We start from the raw sequence: 19,528 nt of genomic DNA, 5'->3' as shown, positions 1-19,528 counted from the left end.
TCATAACATTAAGGTCAAATATAGTCAAATTATTGAGTGTCATTTGTAATAGCATCTAATAAATAATCGACGGTTGCAATAGTATAGGTTGGTTGTGCCTCTCTAATCTCATCTGCATCTCCGTAACCATAGAGTACACCGATTGTATCGATATTATTCTTTTGTCCACCGATGATATCATGTTTGCGATCACCGATCATGATGCATTCATCTCTATTGAGTCCGTGTGTATCAATGACATGCTGGATTACTTCTGCTTTATTAGTCCGTGTGCCATCTAACTCACTACCGGTAATAGACTCGAAGTAATGTGCAAGATTAAAATGTTCTAAAATCGGTACAGCAAAATACGTTGGTTTACTTGTTGCGATATACAACTTTTTATCCATCGATTTTAATGCTTGTAATAGTAATGGAATGCCTGGATATACTTCATTTTCAAACATTCCTTTATCGCTGAAGTATTCTCTGTACAGTCTGATTGCTTCGGCATTATTGTCGCCTGATAATTGATAGAAAGTTTCATAACTTTCATGCAGTGGTGGACCGATAAACGGAATAAGTGCTGCATTATCCGGGGCTTCAATATTTAATTTTTGCAGAGAATAGATAATGCTATTCGTAATGCCCATATAAGGGTCAGTTAACGTACCATCTAAATCAAAAAGTATATGTTGATACATTAATGGATGCCTCTTTCATATTGCATAGGCACATTAATATCATCGCGCAATGCTTTCACAGCATGGATTGCCCAGTATGGATCGTTAAGCATTCCGCGACCCACTGCAATTAAATCTGCATCATCGTTACGAAGTGTCATTTCAGCTGTTTCGGGTGCGTCTAAAATACCTACAGCAATTACGGGTACATGAAACTTTTCTTTGAAGCGTTTTGCAAATGATACTTGATAGCCAGGATAGTTACCTGGTTTATCAATGCCAGCAGGTGCTTCACCTCCTGTAGAAATGTGAAACATGTCGACACCAGCATTTAAATATTTTTCTGATATGGCTAAAGCATGTTCTATATCATAGCCACCATCCATATATTCTCGCGCTGAAATTCTAAAGATTAAAGGCATATCTTCCGGCATTACTGATTTCGCAGCTTTAATTACTTCAACGCCAAACAATGAAAGATCCTTGCCGTATTCATCGTCACGTTTGTTGATACCTGGGGAATGGAATTGATGAATTAAATAACCGTGTGCTCCGTGAAGTTCAATTGCATCAAACCCAGCTTCAACTGCTCGACGTACACTTTCTTTATATTTAACGACCATCGCTTTGACTTCTTCGTTTGAAAGTTCACGAGGATAGCGAATTGGACCAAAATCTGTAGGTTCTTCTACTGGCGTTGTAGATGATGAAACTGGCGTTTCAACATCACGAGCTTTTCTACCTGCATGGGCAATTTGAATAGCAGCTTTGGCGCCATTATTATGAATACCTTCTACAATATGCTTATAAGCTGGAATTTGGGCATCATCCCATAAACCAAGACAGTTTTTCGTAATACGACCTTCTGGTTCAACATTTGTCATTTCTACAATAATAAGTCCCGTTTGACCAACAGCACGTGATGCATAATGTACGTAATGCCATTCAGTAGGCGTTCCATCCTCTTTTTCTACAGAATATTGACACATCGGTGGCATAACGATTCTGTTTTTTAGTTCCAGACCTTTGAATGAATAAGGAGTATTTAATAATGTTTTCATAATGATGCTCCTTTAGTTTTTTTATTTATTATAAAGCTTCTATCCGGAGAATGATAAACATCTGTTTGAATAACAATGAAATATCATTTTAAATAACGTATAATAAAAGTAAGTGAAGGTAAAGGGTGTGTATGAGATGTTTGAAGTGAAAACAGAGATTAAAATTATTCCTGATGGCTACGAATCTACAAACCGTTATTTCCATAAGCATGTATTAAATAATTATTTAGAGTTAGGTGTTACGTTGATCGGTCGATGGGTGAATGAGGACAAGACAATCATTACAGAGATTTGGGGATACTTAGACGAAAAGCATTATCGAGATTTCTTTGAGCTCCGTAAAAAGACGAAACACTATCAAAACTCATTACCAGATAAGTTAGCAAATGATAAGTGGATTATTTCAAAGAAAGATATGACCATAACGCCGACTGGTGATTATAAGATGGACTTACATATCGTCTCTACAAATGTACTCGTACAGAATGAAAAAGATGAAGTGTTGCTGGTAAGAAGTTTACATCGTAGTGACACGTTAGAATTACCTGGTGGTCGATTAGATAAAGATGAGGATATGATTAGTGGTGCAGTGCGAGAAGTAAAAGAAGAAACTGGATTAGATGTCGCGATTAAAGGTTTATTGTACAGTTCGCATAACAAAACGAGCGGGATAGTCAATTTTACTTTTTTTGGTGAAGTGATTGGCGGTACATTGCAAAATGGTGATGAAGAGACAACGGATGTTGGATTTTATGCTATCAATAAAAAGAATATTTCGAAGCTTGTGACACGTAAAGTTTCGGAAGACCGCATACTTAAGGCATTAGAGAAAAAAGCACAAAAATTTGATCTGTATGAGAATAATCCGTATAAAATAATTCAATCATTTAAATAAACCCTGAATCTACGTCGATTCAGGGTTTATTTTATTCACTGGCAAAAGTAATATCGCTGTTGATTTGTCCCGTAAACGATTGTACTGGTAGTGGTTTACCATCTAACCAATCCTGAAAATTTAAGGTTGTCGGTGTATTGTTACCACCGAGCGCAAATTGGACGCTTAAATCTTTAGGAAAGTAACAACTTGTATGAATCGTTCCGCTCCAGCTGGAATATAGTTCGCTGAATATGCCAGCTTCAGGGTCATTCATTATTTTAAATGCATTAGCGGCATCCGTATTACTATTTGTCTGCGCTTTTAAATTACGCATACGCATCTCAGAATCTGTTAGTACACGTCGATTCTCATGTGTTAACACTTCGAAGTGATTTGTGCAGTAATGATGTTCACGTACAATGATGTCGCGCGGTGTGGCTTCGACGATTTGCGTAATACCTTTTTTATCAAGCAGAATGTAGCTGAAACTAGAGCGGTGTGGAATTTCCTTTAAGAATTGCACAGCATCATCAACCGACTGACAACATTCAAGTATCATACGACCAATCATATAACATACGAAACCGTCTCCCGGTACTTTGCGATGCATGAAATTATATCCCATCGTAAGACCATGTTCGTTCATCCCGTCCATTCTACCAGTGATACGTGAAACAGGTGCCATCGTTGCATAGCCGGAATCATTTGGCTGGAAGAAGGTGAAGCGGCCATCATAAGTAGCAGGATGATAATCATAGTTTCTAACTAAAAAATTTTCGGTGGTGAATACACTACATCCGCTAGGTTTAGCATACACTCGGTAATGACCGAAGTTCTGTATGATTTGAGTCATGTCCATCTTTAATACAGCCTGCAATCCAAGCAATTCTTCCCAGATACCTGGCGCGAAACGTTTAAATGCAGCTTTTGTTTCCTGAATATCTATATCGAAACGTGGGCGACGAATACGCCATTCACGTGCGCGCTTCTCCATCATTAATGTTGTTTGAAGCCACTTTCCCTGTTCTCTCCCGAAATCGAAATGACTCCCACGAAACTCTGTGATTACACTTTTAACTTGTTGCATTGATACACCTCCGTAAACACTATAGAGAAAGTATAACAAAGAATAAATACTACTTACAGGGATGCTATTTTTTACACTTTATACGTTTGGATTAATCACTATAAGAGCAGAAAGTGCAATTGTGATAATTTTGGCTATAATGTTTTTATCTTTTTCAGTGAGTAATTTCATGCTATGGCGAAAATATTAGGAGGATGTGTATGTTTAGTAGAAGAAAACTTAGTAGAGGAGAGTTGATTATTTTTGGTACGGCAATTACTTCGATGATCCTTATCGCTTATATCGCTTCAGGGTTTACTATGGATGGAGGAATTATGATTATGGCAGTAGGATTAAGTTATTTAATTAATGCAATAGAACCTGGTGCTGAAGTGGATGATGAAAGAGATTAACGTGTATTACTTGAAAGTTTTAGATGGATGACAATGTGTTTATATATTATATGGGCTGTATTATACATTGGAGCTTCGTTTAATTTTTTTCATCTTTCTAAAGAAATGTATATTATCATACCGATGGCGGTTTGTATCCTTATACAATCAATAGCTAGAGTATTGCTTAGTAAATTTATCATGTGAATAAAAGTTTAAATTGAGCATGAATATTGATGGGCCGATTCCAAGTAAGAATCGGCCCATAATAATTTCTAATATCAACTACTAGTAAACACCAACTGCATCCCAAGCCGCTTTGATAGTATTTGCTTCAGTTTGACCATATAAGTCTAAAGCTGATTGAATTAATGCTGCTTTAGTATCTTTAAAGTTTGATGTTGATGTTAAGTAGTAAGATAATGCACGGTAATAAATTTGTTCTGCTTTTGATTTATCCATTTTTGTCATAGTATTGTAGAATGCTTTGTTAGGAATTCCTGAGTTGATGTGTACGCCACCCCAGTCACCGTTCTCAGTATTAGGTAAGCGTTGGTAGTTATTCATATGCGATGGTTGATTGTAAAGTTCTGGTTGTGAGAAACTACGTAACGCATCCCCAGCTTTTCTCGGTGTATAAACATCTTCACCCATCAAGAAGTCTGGGTCTACAAAGTAACCGAATACGTCCGACATTGATTCATTAATTGCGCCTGGCTCATTTTCATAAACAAGCCCTGCTGTGTGCTCAGTTACAGCATGTGTTAATTCATGTGCGATAATATCGTTGGCACCTGATAATGAAGTGAAAGTAACACCGTCACCATCGCCGTAAACCATAGCTTCGCCATTCCAGAATGCATTGTTGTAATTTGAACCATAGTGAACTACTGAGTAGATTGGTGCGCCTTTTCCGTCGTAAGAGTCACGATTGTGAGTATTTTTAAAGTAATCGTAAACTACATCGCCATAATAATGCGCATCAACTGCTGCTTTTTGACTTGAAGATGTGAAGTATTTATCAGTGTCTCTTACGATATTGAAGTTTGTTTGTGTGTTAGAAGCATCATAAGTTTCAATATTTCCAGTATGTGTAGTATCGGCTAGATAGAAGTAACTACCTTCCTGAAAGATATTTAAATTTTTATATTTATTATCAACACCGTATCCATAACCTGTCGTTGCAGCATCGTATAACATATTTTGTTTTTTGAGAATTGCGCCAGTTTCAGCATCAATTTGAACGTGCCAGTTTGCAGCTTCTGGAGAAACGTAGATTAATTGGATATTGTACACATATTTATTTTTATCTGCATTGACCGCTACTTCGGCTTTTTTAACGACTTTGCGGTTATCAAGATTTTTCACTTTATCTTTATCTGCACCGACTGCTTTAAATGCTAAATCAACTGCTTGATCTTGAGATAATTTTTGTACGTTTGTTGGGTTCACTTCTTTTTGGTCAAGTTCACCATTTACATGAACAACCTGGTTTTTATCGTTAACATGAATTTTAATTTCTTTATTTAGTGCTTTTTTACCGTTATTATGAGGTTTTAATGTATAGTGTGTGAATCCTTGATCGTCTTTTTCTACTTTTGTAATTTCATATTGTTTATAAAATTTCTTTGCAGCTTTGTCACCTGGTAAAGATTTTAAGAAGTCTTTTGCATCGATTTTTGATTGTACTTTCTGAAGGTGGTGAAGTGATTTGCTTGTTTCTGTTTTAGCAGAAGCTGTTTCGCCTTGAGATAAACTTGCTAGTAAAGTCGATGATAATACGACAGCAGGTAAAATGTACTTTTTATTCATTAATAACACTCCTTATTTGTCTAAAATTTAATTACAAGATTTATTATACGGATTATCAATTTTAATACACTCGTATACACCGCAATTATTTTTACTCAAAAAAGTTAACATGAACGTATTTTACTCATTATATGTCTTTTTCATAGAATTATTTAAAACTTATGTTGAACAAAACCCTTTAATTTTAAGAGATTTAACAAAATTAACAATTTATTAGATTTTAATTTAAAAAAGTAAAAAAAGATGTAGCTAATTATTAGCTACACCTTTTTCAACATATGCTCGAATCAATTTACGATCTTTTTCTCCAACTGTATCAAAAGTAAATATACATAATGCTGCTTTGTCTGAAACATTATAATGTTCATCTCCACGAGATATTTTAATAATGACTACATTAGCTGTACCGCGTTCAGTTTTATGCATTACATCGAATTGCCACTCTAAATTTGAACTTTTGGTTTCATCGAGACAACACTGGATACCTGCGATTAATTCATCATATCCTTTTTCATATTCAATACCGTCATCATGGATGATATTCGATTGAACATTTTTATCGATGATTTCTTTAGTTTTTTCAATGTTGTTGTTCTGCCATGCAGCTAGTAAATGTACGTGTGGCATTTGTCTCATCCTATCTTCTTTTTTATTTACACTATATCATAATCTTGAATATATAATATGGGAAATTCTATAATCAAGTTAGCCACCTACGGTGTGCTTTAAAAAATAAAAAATGAGCCATGTGCATCCATGTTAATATTGTAGTTACCACAACAAACAATAAGGAATGAATGCAAATGACTCATCTAAATGGTACCACTAATCATGTTAAAGGAAAACACTTAACTGAATTTGAAAGATATCAAATTCAGGTTTTGAAGAGTGAAAATTATTCAAATCGTGCTATTGCTAAAATTTTGAATAGAGCACCTCAAACAATTAACAATGAGATCAATAGAGGAACTGTTAAACAAATTAAGCGCGTAGTTTCTAATGGTAAAGAATATTTTTATGATTATGAATGCTATTTCCCTGATGTTGCTCAACTTAAATATGAAACAAATCGTATGAATTCTTACAGGACTCCAAAACATCAGCTATCTCATGCTTTTATTGATTGGGCTGATAAGATGATGTTGAATAAAAAATGGTCTCCCGATGTCGTAGTTGCCTATGCTAAAAAGAATAATATTTTTTGTGATTCTATTATTCCTTGTGTTTCAACACTATATAACTGGATTGAAAGAGGAATTATGAAGACCTCTAATATCGACCTTATAGAGAAGATTTCACGAAAACCAAATACAAATAGAAGACCTAGTCGAAAAAATAAAAAAGTATTAGGAAAATCTATCGAAGATAGAAGTCATGAAATCAATTCTAGAGATGTCTTTGGTCATTGGGAAATAGATACTGTAATTGGTTCTAAACTTAAAAATGAAAAAGCGTTACTTACACTTGTTGAAAGACAGACACGATTTGAAATCATCGTTCCTATTAAAAGTAAAACTAATGATGCTGTCACATTAGCATTAAGTCAATTAAAAGATCAAATAGGTAATTCATTTTCACGAATATTCAAGTCTATTACTTCTGATAACGGATCAGAGTTCTGTGACCTTACAGAGACATTACCTGATACTGAAATATACTTTACGCACCCTTATTCATCATGGGAACGAGGTACTAAAGAAAACCACCATAAATTCATTAGAAGGATAATCCCTAAAGGAATCAGTATGGGATCAGTATCTGATGAGATAATTTATCGTATCCAAAACTGGATGAACAATTATCCCAGAAAAATTCTAGATTACGAAACACCTACATACCTGTTTCTGAAGTCACTAAAATCCGAAGGATTATTAAGTGAACCATTAAGTTACTATCTCTATTAATTTGGATGTTGTGGCTAACTTGCAATTGAAATTTTCGGAATATATAATATTAATTATTTCATTCCATTTTACTCATGTGGTAAAATATATTTAAAGAATCAGTAGAGGAGTGAAACACAGATGGAATTTGTTAAATCTCTATTCAAAGCAATCTTTATTACATTTTTAGTATTATCTGTTATTGTTACTGCTGGTGCAGCTTTATTTGTTATCAGCTTTAAGAAAGATTTTGAAGATATCGAACGTCGTACGAAAGAAATCATTGCTAAAATTGAATCAGAAAATGTTTAAGACTCTGTTATTTAGAGTCTTTTTATTTTGCATAAAATAAATTTATCTGGGGTGTTCAATTGAGTCCATTACAATCTATTTCACAAGAAGAATTACATGGTTTAGAAAATATTCATTCAGAGCAGGAAATGTTACAGCTGATCCAATTGATGAGAAAACAAAGACCAGTTATTCATGATATCGTAATAGGGTGTAGTAGGAATAATCATGATTTGATAAAAGCATATCAGTTTAAATTTTTGTGGGAACAATTTGGAGGTTTAGAAGGTACAGGCGGAACTGTGCTTGCAATTGTAAGCTGGAACCCACACTCATCTTCGTTTAATAAATATGTTAAACGTATCGCCAGACACATACCAGATGGTTTCGTAGCAATCGGAGAAACTGGAGGTTTTGAACAAATTATGAGAAGATTGCATCGTTTCACAGATGTAAAAGCAGATAAAACATTTGTATTTTCTTCTTTAGAATCTCAGCAAATGATTAATAGTGGTGGTATCTTTATCTTTGAAGGTATGCAAGGCACTTCAAAACTCGGTACTTATTTTTCAGTTCGTAATGGACTAATTCAAATTACATAAATTAAAACGCACATGCCATAAGCATGTGCGTTTTCTCATTAAATAATATCATCATCACGTTTTTTACGTGTGAAGTACAATAATGCAACACCCGCTGCGATTGTCATAAGACCAGCTAATGGGAGTAATAAGCTCATTGCCTCACCAGTATGCGGTAAATATTGGTCTTCATTGTTTGTCGATTTTGTGTTCGTTGTTGCATTGTTTGTTGAAGTATTATTATATGAACTTTTTCCAAAACGATTATCAGAAGCGCTATCAGATTGATCACTAGAACCGTTGGTAGTGCTATTATTACGATAGTCATTATAATTGCTGCCCGATGCATAGCTGCTATCAGATGCATAGCCATCACTTGGCGTGTTTTGTTGTGACGTATCATCCGATGTAAATGATGGACGTGTGTTTTCTTTACTTGTTGTGTTGCTGGAATAATTATTTGATGGAACATTATTATTACTTTCAGTACTATAATAACCATTTTCTTTACTTGTTGTGCCAGACGTAACTGAAGACTCACTATTACGTTTCATCGGATTTACTGCCTGTTGTTTTACTGGAAGCTGTGGTTTTACGTTAATATTATTAGATGAATTACGTATACGTGACGGTTCTCTATCCGTTACTTCATTAGAGCTATCTTCTTTCTTACTTCTTGCGAGTAATGGTGGTATATCATCAGGAGATTTGCGAATCGTTTCTTTTAACTGTGAATTTTTAGTTGTCGATTCAACAGAACGATCTCGTTTAATCGGCTTTGTTTGTGCTTCAAAGATTAAAAATTTCTCTTCACCAGGTTCAATCTTTACATTATCCGATTCCATAGTTTTGTTGAAACTTACTTCATAGATCTTGTTTGGCTCAGTTGTATTAAAAGTTACGCTTCCGTTTGATACTTCAGCTTGATCAACAAGTTCTCCATCATATTTTAAATATACAATGATACCATCTTCTAGATTTAAAAATGAACGATCTACTGCATGAACTTTAATCGTTAGATTATCTTCTGGAAGAGGAGTTTCAGTCACCGGCATATCTTCTGAAGAAGGTATAACTTTCTCGGGATTAACAACTTCGATATTATTCAGTTCGCCAGGATTAATTTCATATTCTTGTCCGGCTATTTCAATCACTTTGATATCTTCAGCAATCACTGAATAACCATCATCTAAAGCAGTAAGAGATTGTTCTTCTTCGTTTACATTGATAATAAAAGGAAAGTCTTTAATAGGTTCATCGTGTATATCATGAAAATAAAGTACTGTAGGGGTTGCTTCGGCATGTGCTGTTGAAACTGTCGTGAGGGAAGCCATAATAGCAAATGATAAAAGTATTTTTTTCATATGGAACTCCTTTTTGCTTGTTGAATATATTATGACATAATTCAAAAGTAAGTGCTATAGAGTATCCAATAATTCACAATTGATTTAGTAAGTTAAAACGTAATTTATATTGTTTAATATATTGTCATATAAACGGTGTTTTTTCTTTGTTAATGTCCATTAAATGGTTATTAAGTGAAAATAGTAAATCGACTACAATGAAATAATATTGTAATTATTTTTTTAAATTCTATCGAATTTTTTGAATATTTCGTGTATTATTATATTAGCAATATATCATTTAGTGAATGGAGGAAATTATTATGAGAGAAGAGTTAGAACAAGTTGTTTTAAAGATGAAAGAAATGAACTTATCTCTAGAAGAATTGCTAAACCAAAACAAAAATTTAGGATTTAGCGAAGACGTAGTAACTGTAATTGACTCTACCATCCATCAAAACTTCAGAGGGCAGACTAACTTATGGGTTCAAGATCCTTGATATGTTAGAAGAATATATTAAAGATATAATCTCTCCTTTGAAATTAGAAGAAAATCATAAAAATGAACTTCAGTCATATGCCTTAAAAAAGATTAAGCGTGATGGCTGGGGAAATTATTATTATATTATTAGTAAATTATTTAATCGAAGACAAGCTGATATGCAAAAGAATTCTGTTGCTATTCAGCTTGTCTTTTGGGCATTTGACCTTGTTGATGATGCTGTAGATGGTGATCAGACGACGCCTGGATTATCCCATGAGCAACAGATTGTACTTTCACATATTGTTATGATGAAAGCAATTAACTTATTTGATATTGAAATAAGAGAAGACATCATGTCTTTAATCGCTTTATCTGGATATGGTGAGTTTGAAGATATAAATTTTACTTATAATATGTATAGTAATATTACTGAAGATGATTATATCAAGATGACAACCTCTAAATCAGGGAAACTTATGGAACTTATCGCTGTAATAATTGATAAGGAAAACCAACCATTAAGAGATTTTATGCTCAATATTGGAATTGCTGCCCAAATAAAAAACGATATTGATGGGATTCTTATTGAAGAAAAAAGTGATTTTGAAGATAAAAAAATGTATTTACCACTTATAAAATATATATTCTTTTCAGAGGATATATATTTAATCAACTGTACACGTGAAAATATTATTCAATCAGGGGCTTTAGATTACTGTAAACTGTTGTATAATTATTACATTGAAAAAGCATATGCTATTTTATTTGATGCTTTTCCATCAATGTCAGATGATTTAAAGGAACTGAAAGATGAATTCAATTTTTAGAAATAAGAAGTTTGGTATTTATCAATATTTCTTTTTTATTATTTTTACTTTAATTCTTAATCTCCGATTCTATGCTGCATGTAAAGAAGTCATTATCATAGGAGACGATCAAACAGAAATTTTGATTTTTACTATATGTACAGCAGTATTCAATTTTTTTGTTGCATCGATGTTATATCAGTTATTCAATAATCTTATTTCTTATGTATTAAATCATTATTTTATTATTTGTCTTTTACTTGCAAATACAATCTCATTTTCTAAACATGGAGATGAAATTAACGACTGGGTAACAACAATTGAAATATTTTTATTATTCACTGTACTTGCGATGTTGTCTAAATTTTTTAGTGTATACCCAGTATTTTCGCGTTCAAATCATTTAAGTAGTATTGTTAAATTTAACAATTATCTTATCATCGTACTTATCGTAATTGCGACAGTATTGAATATTGCTGCAAGACACGGTGAATTTGTTGCATTCTCGATGTTTATGCTCATCACAGTGTGCATCATTTTATTGCTAAGTGTATTTTATGTGATTTTCTCAATCATTCGTAACTCGCACGGTATGATTCGTCGTGAGTTGTATTTTATTCTTGCTTCGCTGTTACTTAGTATTTTACCGATGTTTACGCTTAATTTATTTTTGCATTTCTTTGATAGCAGTATTCCTTACTACTATTTATTACCGACACTCATTATCTTCCCATTGTATTTACTTTATTCTTTCTGTAAATTCAAGATAATTGTTTCAGAATCATTTTTATCTATTGTCTTTGGTTTGTTCCAGATTTGGAATGTATTGATGTTATGTTCTATGATTGTGTTCTATATATTGTTCATTGAGCATCCATTGCTCATTACCGCAATCATTTTCCATAGCTTATTATTGGTTGGATGTGTAGCACTATACTATTTCCGTAATCGTTACACTGTAAAATATCGTGCTGTGAATATTACAAACAATATTAATGAAAATATATATGATACTTTAATCCAGAATAATATTAAGTTATCTAATTATTATTTATTTATTGAAACGCAGGACCAATCTGAACAGTATAAGTTTCCGGCTGGAACGTTTAATTATGATGATATCATCTCTAAGACGCATATGATTTTTGAGCGTTCAACGATTGCGATTAATCAGCTGCAGGATATTACCGTATATGTTCATCGTACTGCAGTAAATAATGCATTTATAGCCATCCATTCTTCCGAGGCTGAAAAGTTTAAATATCTTGAATTTGTTCATTTATTAGAACAGTTTGAGTTCTTTATGAAAAACTATTCTACGAAGTTAATGGATGATGATTATAAGAATCGTATTTATTTATCACATGCTGCACTTGAAGAAGAACGCGAACGTTTATCGCTTTTCTTACATGATGATATTTTGCAGAATATTATTCTCGCATTGAATGAGACGAAATCTTTAGACAAAGATGGAAGTCATGCGCACATTGAAGAGATTCTAGATGAATCAATTTATGCGATTCGTGAAGCATGTGAGGATCTATTTCCGGCAGATTTAGACGACTTTGGGTTAAACGAAAGTTTAAATAGTTTAATTCGTCGTCATCTATATGAATCAATTATTGATATTCAGCTGGATTATCAGGAAAGCAACGTTATAATTGATAAACTCATAAAAATTAGTAGTTATCGCATGATTAAAGAATTGATTAATAATGCGATAAAACATGCCGATGCTAAACATATTAAAGTTGAAGTGGTTGAATCAATCTCATCTTTATCATTTAAAGTTTCAGATGATGGTAAAGGTATCCCGTATCATAACGTATCCGATATTTTAGTAAGAGGATCTAACAATGGGTTAAAGTACTTGATAAACCAGGTAAACTTGTTTGATGGTACTGTAGAATTTTCGGTGTTTGACGAAAATGCATACAGACAAGGTCTTATTGTAAGTGTTACATTGCCGTTAGAATAGAGGTGGTTTCATGGTAAAAATTATTATACTTGATGACCATGAATTATTCGGTCACGGGGTTGCCAAGATTATTGAGGCTGAAGACGATTTGTCAGTGTTAAAAGTATTTACAGATCCGAATCTGCTCACGCATTATATTAAAACGTTACAGCCTAATATTGTGCTGTGTGATATTAAAATAAAAGATGTGAATGGCTTAAACATCGTAAAGACATATTCTAAAAAATATCCGAAAGTAAAGTTTATTATGCTTAGTGGGTACAACTTAGAAGAGTATAAGATTAAAGCTTATGAAAACGGTGCGGTCGGATTTATTTTAAAGGATGAATCTACTGATAAACTTGTAGATGGCATACGTGCAGTTTACTATTTTAATCAAAATTTAAAGCATGATATGGTATTAGCGAAACCTTTGCTTAGTGATCAGGAGAAAGAGATTTTGCGTATGATTGCTAAAGATATGAAAAATCAGGAAATCAGTGAAGCTTTATTTATCAGTAAGCGTACGGTTGAATATCACATTACGAAGCTGATTAGAAAGCTTGGTGTGGAATCAAGGTTAGGTGCTGTAATTAAAGGGATAAAGCTAGGGATTATTGAAGAAAGTGAAACGAAAATATAGACGCAGGACATTGTCCTGCGTTTTTTTTAATGGGTGTAAATATTGATGATATCCATAAATGAAATAAAGAAAGTCTGGTGATTACTTGTTACAGAACCTATGATAATGGCTGCCCATTGATCTATTTTCTCTATCGTCATATCGACAGACTGAATATAACCATCCATATAGTATTCGATTGTCACATCCTGATGTTTAGCAAGTGCAATGTGTAATGTTTCATTGATTTCCTGCATACGATCTTCAGAAAGCTCTGGGCGTTCAACTTTATTTTGATTTTCTATTTGTCGTCGTACATCGGCGAATTGTTGTGGCATCGTAGCAAATGGGGCCCATTTAATCATACCGCGTCCTTTAGGAATGTTGCGATTCAGTTGCTCCGGTTCAACTTTTCTGTAATCAGTTTCGCCATAGATAGGGTGGATCATTGTCTCACATCCTTCTTCTTTTCTTTTATTATACGAACATATGTTCTTATTTTCAATAAAAATAAGCAGTGGAATTTTACACTGCTTATTTGTTCGTTTTAAATTGATGTTTACCAGGGAGATTAAGTGCAATGACAATCAGCGTCACACCCACAATGCCAAGAAGTGCGACATAGACACTCATCATTACACTGTTTAACACAACACCCACGATTAAACCGGAACTTGCTACAAGTCCTGCACCGCTATAACCAAGCGAACTAAATGCGATATAGCTTGCGCGTGCATCATCTGGCATCAGTTTCGCCATATATACAGAATAAATCGGACTTTGAATCAATTCTCCGATAGTTGCAAATAATATACATAGCATGAGCATCCACCACACTGTAATTGTATGCGTTAATGCATACCCGAATGTGTACATTAGTCCACCAATGACAAGCATTGTACGCTGATTAAATGGTTCGACGAGTTTATTGACAAGAAAAGTGATCGTTACAACAAGTACTGTATTTTCAATGAGCAATAAACTCATCATGCGTACACCATCAATGTGTATACCGAACAAATCAATAGGTTTAAATACTTCATGTAAACGTACCCCGATATAGTTTGTTAAAGCAAATTCAGCAGAGAAGATAAATACGGCAGCAGCAGTGAAGAGCACGAAGCGCGTGTCCTTTAAAGCAACTTTATATTTACCGAATAGATCGCGCATCCAGTGCATATCAACGATGACTTTCTCTTTCTCAGTCGTTGGATCTTTTAAAAACTTGTAGAAGATAAACGTATTAATTAACATGATTGCAATGATAATGATAAAGAGCAGGAATCGATGTTCTTTATAAAATAGTCCACCAATTGCTGTTCCGACAGCAGTAGCGAGGTTATTAGACCAGTATGTCGTCACGTAAACTGATTTTCTGCTTACTTCATCGGTAGAATCAATGATCAATGCTTCAAGTGCCGGAAAAATCATGGCACTAGGAATAGCGAGACACATAAAGATAATGGCCACAAGCCATGCAAGATTAATATCCGGGTGAATGAAAATCGCCATCACTGTAAAAAGGATAGCAAATATAGATTGTCCCCAGATAAGCTGTCCTTTCCGACTGAAGCGGTCTGCAAAGTAGCCGCCGACAAGATTACAAAGCAATCCGAAAATAACATTCAGTGACATGAGGATACCTGAAGTGACTTTACCGAGTTCATCAGCAATATATAAAACCATAAAAGGCATAACGCTCATTGACGCAGCGTGATCAAAGAAACCACAAATAATTCGCAGTTTAACATTAGATGGAAAGTCTTTAAATTTCATTACGGGATACCTCTAGTTGTTTTTATTCTTATTATATTTCATAATAATCTGAAAATATACATAAAAAAATAAGCTAGAACAAAAGTTCTAACTTATTTCGTAATTGAAAGCATTAGTTCACGTGCAACTTTTGCAGCAACTGCATTAGAAACGCCACTGTGGTCGTATGGTGGTGACAATTCTACGATATCTGCTGCAACAACGTTCAGTTGTTCGAAGACTTTAAATGCAGGTTCAAGTTCTTTATAAGTTAATCCACCAGGTTCAGGTGTTCCTGTGCCAGGAAAGATTGATGGGTCTAAACAATCCAGATCGATTGTAACATATACAGGCGCATTACCGATAATGTCTGGTAAATCCTTTAATGTATCGATTGAGAATTTCTCAAGTACCGTATGTTTCTCGCTCCAGTCGAACTCTTCTTTCGTACCTGAACGAATACCGTACTGATAAATTCTGTTATCACCGATAAAGTCATGTATACGACGTACGACTGTCGCGTGGGATAATGGTTCCCCCATATAGTCATCACGTAAGTCCGTATGTGCATCGAGTTGCACAAGAACCGTATCCGGATACTTTTCAAGAACAGCACGCATAGGGCCAAGCGTTACTAAGTGTTCGCCCCCAATCATAAACGGCAGTTTGCCTGCATTTAAAATCGTACGTGCTGTCTCTTCAAGTTCTTCTAACACTTTCACTTTGTTGCCGATTGTAATATCCACGTCGCCTGAATCCATAATGCGGACGTCTTCTAAGTCTTTGTTTAAGAATGGGCTATATGTTTCAAGACCATAGGATTCAGAACGGATTGCATCAGCTGCAAAGCGTGTACCAGGACGGTTTGAAACCGTACCGTCAAATGGTGCACCATATATTACTGTTGTTGCTTCTTCAAATGAAGCTTCGCAACTCATATACACATGTTTATTCGGTTGCATCATCGAGCATCTCCTTAACGAATGTTGGAAGGGCGAATGCACCTGTATGGATATCAGTGTTATAGTATTTTGTTTTTAAGCCAAGCGCGTTCCATGCATCTAAGTCAGCATCTTTTAAAGGATCGAACTTCTTAGAAGCAAATCCGAATAACCAGTGACCAGATGGATACGTCGGCATATGAAACTGGTACACACGTGTAATCGGGAACAGACCTTTGATCTTAGAGTGTGCACGTTTCATTTCATGTGCGTAACTTGGGTAGTAAGGTGATTCATGCTGATTGATTAATATACCGTCATCTGTTAATACACGGAAACAGTTGTTGTAGAAATCATGTGAGAATAAACCTTCACCAGGACCGATTGGGTCTGTAGAGTCCACTAAGATAAGGTCATAGTAACCATCTTCTTTGTTCTTCACATAGGCTAAACCGTCTTCGAATAATAAAGTGACACGTGGATCTTCAAGTTTCCCTGCAGTGATTGGAAGATATTCTTGAGATAAACGTACAACACGTTCATCAATTTCTACCATATCAATTTGCTCGATAGATGCGTAACGTGTTAACTCACGTACAGTACCCCCGTCACCACCACCGATAACAAGCACTTTCTTAATGTTAGGATTTGTTGCCATTGCAACGTGTGTAATCATATCGTGATACACGAATTCATCTTTTTCGTTAACCATCATTAAACCATCTAAAGTAAAGAAAGTACCTAATTCTTCTGACTTGAAGAAATCAATTTGCTGGAATGGTGTTTTTTCAGTTAAGATATGCTCAGTTGTTTTAATAGAGAATTTCACGTTATCCGTGTGATTTTCTGTATACCATAAATCTAACATGTACAATTCCTCCTTATTTAGCTGCTACTTCAACAGGTTTGAATGATTCTACGACGATTTGACCTTTAGAATATTTGTGGATTTTATCAGCCATACCACGACCGATTTCATATGAATCAGAAAGTTCAGCTTTTAAAGCTTTCTGTAAGTAATCTTCTGCACGCCATGGGTCTACAGTATCACCACAAGTGAATACATCAACTGAAGCGTAGCCATATTCAGGCCATGTGTGGATTGTTAAATGTGATTCTGAGATGATAACAGCACCACTTACACCGTATGGATTGAATGTATGAAAACAGCTTTCCACGATTGTTGCACCACTTACGCGGGCAGCTTCATTCATGATTTCTTCAACTTTATCATGGTCCTTTAAAATATCTTTGTCACAGTTATAGTATTCGATTAAAACGTGTCTTCCAAGTGTAGTTAATTTCATTATTAAATATCTCCTTTATTATCAATTATAAATACTTCGTTTTTGTTTTCTGCGCCAATCTTAATAATTGGCTGGTCGTTAATAAATTTCCAGTAGTCGATGACTTCCTGGGTGATCATTTCACCTGCCATCAGGATCGGAATACCCGGTGGATAGATCATTAAACTTTCTGCACAAACTTCATTTAGTGCATCTTCAATCTGAACGACTTTCGTCTCAGAGTAAAAGACATCTCTCAAGCCCATCTTCTGCATCGGAATCGACATTTGCTTCAGAATCGGTGGGACGAAAGGTTTGTTTAGGTTAAAATGTTTAGCGCTAATAGCTGAAAGTGCATCAAAGAGTTGATTCAATTCGTTTTCATTATCCATAAATGACACAATCCCCATAACGATATTAGGTTCTGCAAGCTCCATTTGGATATCGTAGTCGCTACGTAGTAGGTGATACACTTCAAAACCAGATAAATCAAGACGATGATCAATATAGATGGTCAGTTTAGTTTCGTCTAACTGCTGATGATATTTGTTGTTAAACTTCTCTGGCTCTAACATGTAGAAACCTGGAATTTTATTAATTCTTTCTCGAAATGACTGAACGAGTGATAATACATTGTTGATCTTCTCTTCACCGTGCAGTGCTAAATGATGACGTGCAATATCAAGCGATGACATCAGCAGGAATGATGCAGAAGTTGATGTCAGCATATTGATAATACTCTTTACCTTATGCTTATCAATCAGCTTACTGTTAAACAGGAGGACACTCGTCTGTGTAAATGAGCCGCCTGTTTTGTGTAGGCTCGTTGCTGCCATATCGGCACCAGCTTCCATACTGGACAATGGTAAGTGCTCTGAGAAACAGTAATGTGCACCATGAGCCTCATCTACAAGAACAGGAATGCCGGCGTTATGTGCAATTGAAACAATTTCTTTTAAATCGCTTACTGCCCCGAAATAAGTCGGGTTCATAATGAACAATGCCTTCGCATCGGGATGTGCTGCAATCGTTTTGCGTATAGTTTCTACACTGATATTATGTGCAATCCCGTATTCTGTATCAAATTCAGGTACCATATAAACAGGTGTAACATCAGCGAGTGCCATCGCATTCAGTACTGATTTATGAACATTTCTTGGAAGTAACAGTTTATCTTTCGGCTTGAGTGTAGACAGAATCATTGCCTGTATACCAGACGTCGTACCATTTAATAAAAAGTGTGCTTCCTCTGCCTGAAACAAATCAGCCATCAAAGCTTGTGATTTCTGAATGACACTGGTTGGATGATCAAAGTTATCTAACGTTGGCATTGAATTTACATCGTGACGTAAAGTACGCGTACCATAGTAGTTCAATTTATAGTCAGGATCCAGGCCACGCTTATGTCCTGGAACATCAAAACTTGTAACGTGTTGTTCTTCGTACTCTTTTAAGGCCGTAAATAAAGGCGTCAATGTATGCTTTGATTTATCGATACTATGAAAAGCCTTGGAGTAATATGTTTGAGTCATTGGCCACTCCTTAAAATTGGGAAAGATTTAAATATTAGTATTACTTAACTATTAGTAATGTAAAACTGTCATTTATTAATACCAAACAAATTGTAATGTATTACTAAACTATAATCAACAAAAAATTTTTATTTTTGCTAAATTATTTTCAACTTTTCGCAATCTGAATGTGATTTT

The 19,528-nt window shown here is 34.7% G+C and carries 21 protein-coding genes; 9 read left to right on the top strand and 12 right to left on the bottom strand.

Annotated features, from left to right (window positions below; all coding sequences use genetic code 11):
- Window positions 1-29: 29 nt before the first annotated feature.
- Window positions 30-683, bottom strand: a complete 654-nt coding sequence (locus HT586_RS10440; RefSeq protein WP_096075862.1) for an HAD family hydrolase — start codon at window positions 681-683, stop codon at window positions 30-32.
- On the bottom strand, window positions 683-1,723 hold the full coding sequence (locus tag HT586_RS10435; protein WP_203545756.1) for an oxidoreductase: 1,041 nt from the start codon (window positions 1,721-1,723) through the stop codon (window positions 683-685). Before HT586_RS10435 ends, HT586_RS10440 begins: the two co-directional genes overlap by 1 nt.
- A gap of 136 nt (window positions 1,724-1,859) precedes the next feature.
- Between HT586_RS10435 and HT586_RS10430 the strand changes: the two genes are divergently transcribed.
- The gene (locus HT586_RS10430; RefSeq protein WP_203545755.1) at window positions 1,860-2,618 is read left to right on the top strand and encodes an NUDIX hydrolase; all 759 of its coding nucleotides are present in this window, start codon (window positions 1,860-1,862) and stop codon (window positions 2,616-2,618) included.
- A gap of 31 nt (window positions 2,619-2,649) precedes the next feature.
- Here the strand turns inward: HT586_RS10430 and HT586_RS10425 are convergent, their stop codons facing one another.
- Window positions 2,650-3,687 (bottom strand): C45 family autoproteolytic acyltransferase/hydrolase, encoded by a 1,038-nt coding sequence (locus HT586_RS10425; protein WP_203545754.1) that lies wholly within the window; start codon window positions 3,685-3,687, stop codon window positions 2,650-2,652.
- Between the two features lie 200 nt (window positions 3,688-3,887).
- Between HT586_RS10425 and HT586_RS10420 the strand changes: the two genes are divergently transcribed.
- Window positions 3,888-4,079, top strand: coding sequence for a hypothetical protein (locus tag HT586_RS10420; RefSeq protein ID WP_203545753.1), 192 nt, complete (start codon window positions 3,888-3,890; stop codon window positions 4,077-4,079).
- Between the two features lie 267 nt (window positions 4,080-4,346).
- On the opposite strand, the gene HT586_RS10415 is transcribed toward HT586_RS10420, so the two are convergent.
- The gene (locus HT586_RS10415) at window positions 4,347-5,870 is read right to left on the bottom strand and encodes a M4 family metallopeptidase (RefSeq protein WP_203545752.1); all 1,524 of its coding nucleotides are present in this window, start codon (window positions 5,868-5,870) and stop codon (window positions 4,347-4,349) included.
- A gap of 249 nt (window positions 5,871-6,119) precedes the next feature.
- On the bottom strand, window positions 6,120-6,497 hold the full coding sequence (locus tag HT586_RS10410; RefSeq protein ID WP_203545751.1) for a hypothetical protein: 378 nt from the start codon (window positions 6,495-6,497) through the stop codon (window positions 6,120-6,122).
- A 176-nt stretch (window positions 6,498-6,673) separates the two neighbouring features.
- Between HT586_RS10410 and HT586_RS10405 the strand changes: the two genes are divergently transcribed.
- The 3 genes from HT586_RS10405 to HT586_RS10395 all read left to right on the top strand — a co-directional run bounded on the left by HT586_RS10405 (window position 6,674) and on the right by HT586_RS10395 (window position 8,646).
- Window positions 6,674-7,774 (top strand): IS30 family transposase, encoded by a 1,101-nt coding sequence (locus HT586_RS10405; RefSeq protein WP_203546518.1) that lies wholly within the window; start codon window positions 6,674-6,676, stop codon window positions 7,772-7,774.
- Window positions 7,775-7,894: 120 nt separating this feature from the next.
- On the top strand, window positions 7,895-8,065 hold the full coding sequence (locus tag HT586_RS10400; protein ID WP_096075870.1) for a hypothetical protein: 171 nt from the start codon (window positions 7,895-7,897) through the stop codon (window positions 8,063-8,065).
- 59 nt (window positions 8,066-8,124) lie between these two features.
- On the top strand, window positions 8,125-8,646 hold the full coding sequence (locus HT586_RS10395) for a type 1 periplasmic-binding domain-containing protein (RefSeq protein WP_096075871.1): 522 nt from the start codon (window positions 8,125-8,127) through the stop codon (window positions 8,644-8,646).
- A 38-nt stretch (window positions 8,647-8,684) separates the two neighbouring features.
- Here the strand turns inward: HT586_RS10395 and HT586_RS10390 are convergent, their stop codons facing one another.
- A complete protein-coding gene (locus HT586_RS10390) occupies window positions 8,685-9,989 on the bottom strand; it encodes an LPXTG cell wall anchor domain-containing protein (RefSeq protein ID WP_203545750.1) in 1,305 nt (434 codons plus the stop codon).
- Between the two features lie 302 nt (window positions 9,990-10,291).
- On the opposite strand from HT586_RS10390, the gene HT586_RS10385 reads away from it, so the two are divergent.
- The 4 genes from HT586_RS10385 to HT586_RS10370 are packed head-to-tail and all read left to right on the top strand — an operon-like array spanning window position 10,292 to window position 13,858.
- Window positions 10,292-10,468: a hypothetical protein gene (locus tag HT586_RS10385; protein ID WP_170120824.1), complete on the top strand. Its 177-nt coding sequence runs from the start codon at window positions 10,292-10,294 to the stop codon at window positions 10,466-10,468.
- 1 nt (window position 10,469) lies between these two features.
- Window positions 10,470-11,279: a polyprenyl synthetase family protein gene (locus HT586_RS10380; RefSeq protein ID WP_203545749.1), complete on the top strand. Its 810-nt coding sequence runs from the start codon at window positions 10,470-10,472 to the stop codon at window positions 11,277-11,279.
- The gene (locus HT586_RS10375) at window positions 11,263-13,236 is read left to right on the top strand and encodes a sensor histidine kinase (RefSeq protein WP_203545748.1); all 1,974 of its coding nucleotides are present in this window, start codon (window positions 11,263-11,265) and stop codon (window positions 13,234-13,236) included. Before HT586_RS10380 ends, HT586_RS10375 begins: the two co-directional genes overlap by 17 nt.
- Before the next feature lie 10 nt (window positions 13,237-13,246).
- Entirely contained in the window at window positions 13,247-13,858 is a 612-nt protein-coding gene (locus HT586_RS10370) for a response regulator transcription factor (protein ID WP_099580964.1), read from the top strand.
- 26 nt (window positions 13,859-13,884) lie between these two features.
- Here HT586_RS10370 and HT586_RS10365 read toward each other — a convergent pair whose 3' ends face one another.
- The 6 genes from HT586_RS10365 to HT586_RS10340 form a co-directional block, all read right to left on the bottom strand.
- A complete protein-coding gene (locus HT586_RS10365) occupies window positions 13,885-14,286 on the bottom strand; it encodes a YolD-like family protein (RefSeq protein WP_099580966.1) in 402 nt (133 codons plus the stop codon).
- Between the two features lie 85 nt (window positions 14,287-14,371).
- Window positions 14,372-15,613, bottom strand: coding sequence for an MFS transporter (locus tag HT586_RS10360; protein ID WP_203545747.1), 1,242 nt, complete (start codon window positions 15,611-15,613; stop codon window positions 14,372-14,374).
- Between the two features lie 92 nt (window positions 15,614-15,705).
- Complete coding sequence (speB, locus tag HT586_RS10355) at window positions 15,706-16,557, bottom strand: agmatinase (RefSeq protein ID WP_133354854.1); 852 nt, start codon at window positions 16,555-16,557, stop codon at window positions 15,706-15,708.
- Complete coding sequence (speE, locus tag HT586_RS10350) at window positions 16,541-17,401, bottom strand: polyamine aminopropyltransferase (protein WP_203545746.1); 861 nt, start codon at window positions 17,399-17,401, stop codon at window positions 16,541-16,543. The genes speB and speE overlap by 17 nt, the downstream gene beginning before the upstream one ends.
- Before the next feature lie 13 nt (window positions 17,402-17,414).
- Complete coding sequence (speD, locus tag HT586_RS10345; protein ID WP_111746310.1) at window positions 17,415-17,840, bottom strand: adenosylmethionine decarboxylase; 426 nt, start codon at window positions 17,838-17,840, stop codon at window positions 17,415-17,417.
- 2 nt (window positions 17,841-17,842) lie between these two features.
- A complete protein-coding gene (locus HT586_RS10340) occupies window positions 17,843-19,351 on the bottom strand; it encodes an aminotransferase class I/II-fold pyridoxal phosphate-dependent enzyme (protein WP_188018410.1) in 1,509 nt (502 codons plus the stop codon).
- Window positions 19,352-19,528: the final 177 nt, after the last annotated feature.

The organism is Macrococcoides bohemicum (genome assembly GCF_016865215.1).
Lineage (GTDB): Bacteria > Bacillota > Bacilli > Staphylococcales > Staphylococcaceae > Macrococcoides > Macrococcoides bohemicum.
Note: the sequence above shows the minus strand (reverse complement) of the source record. Positions and strands in the feature narration are given on the sequence as shown.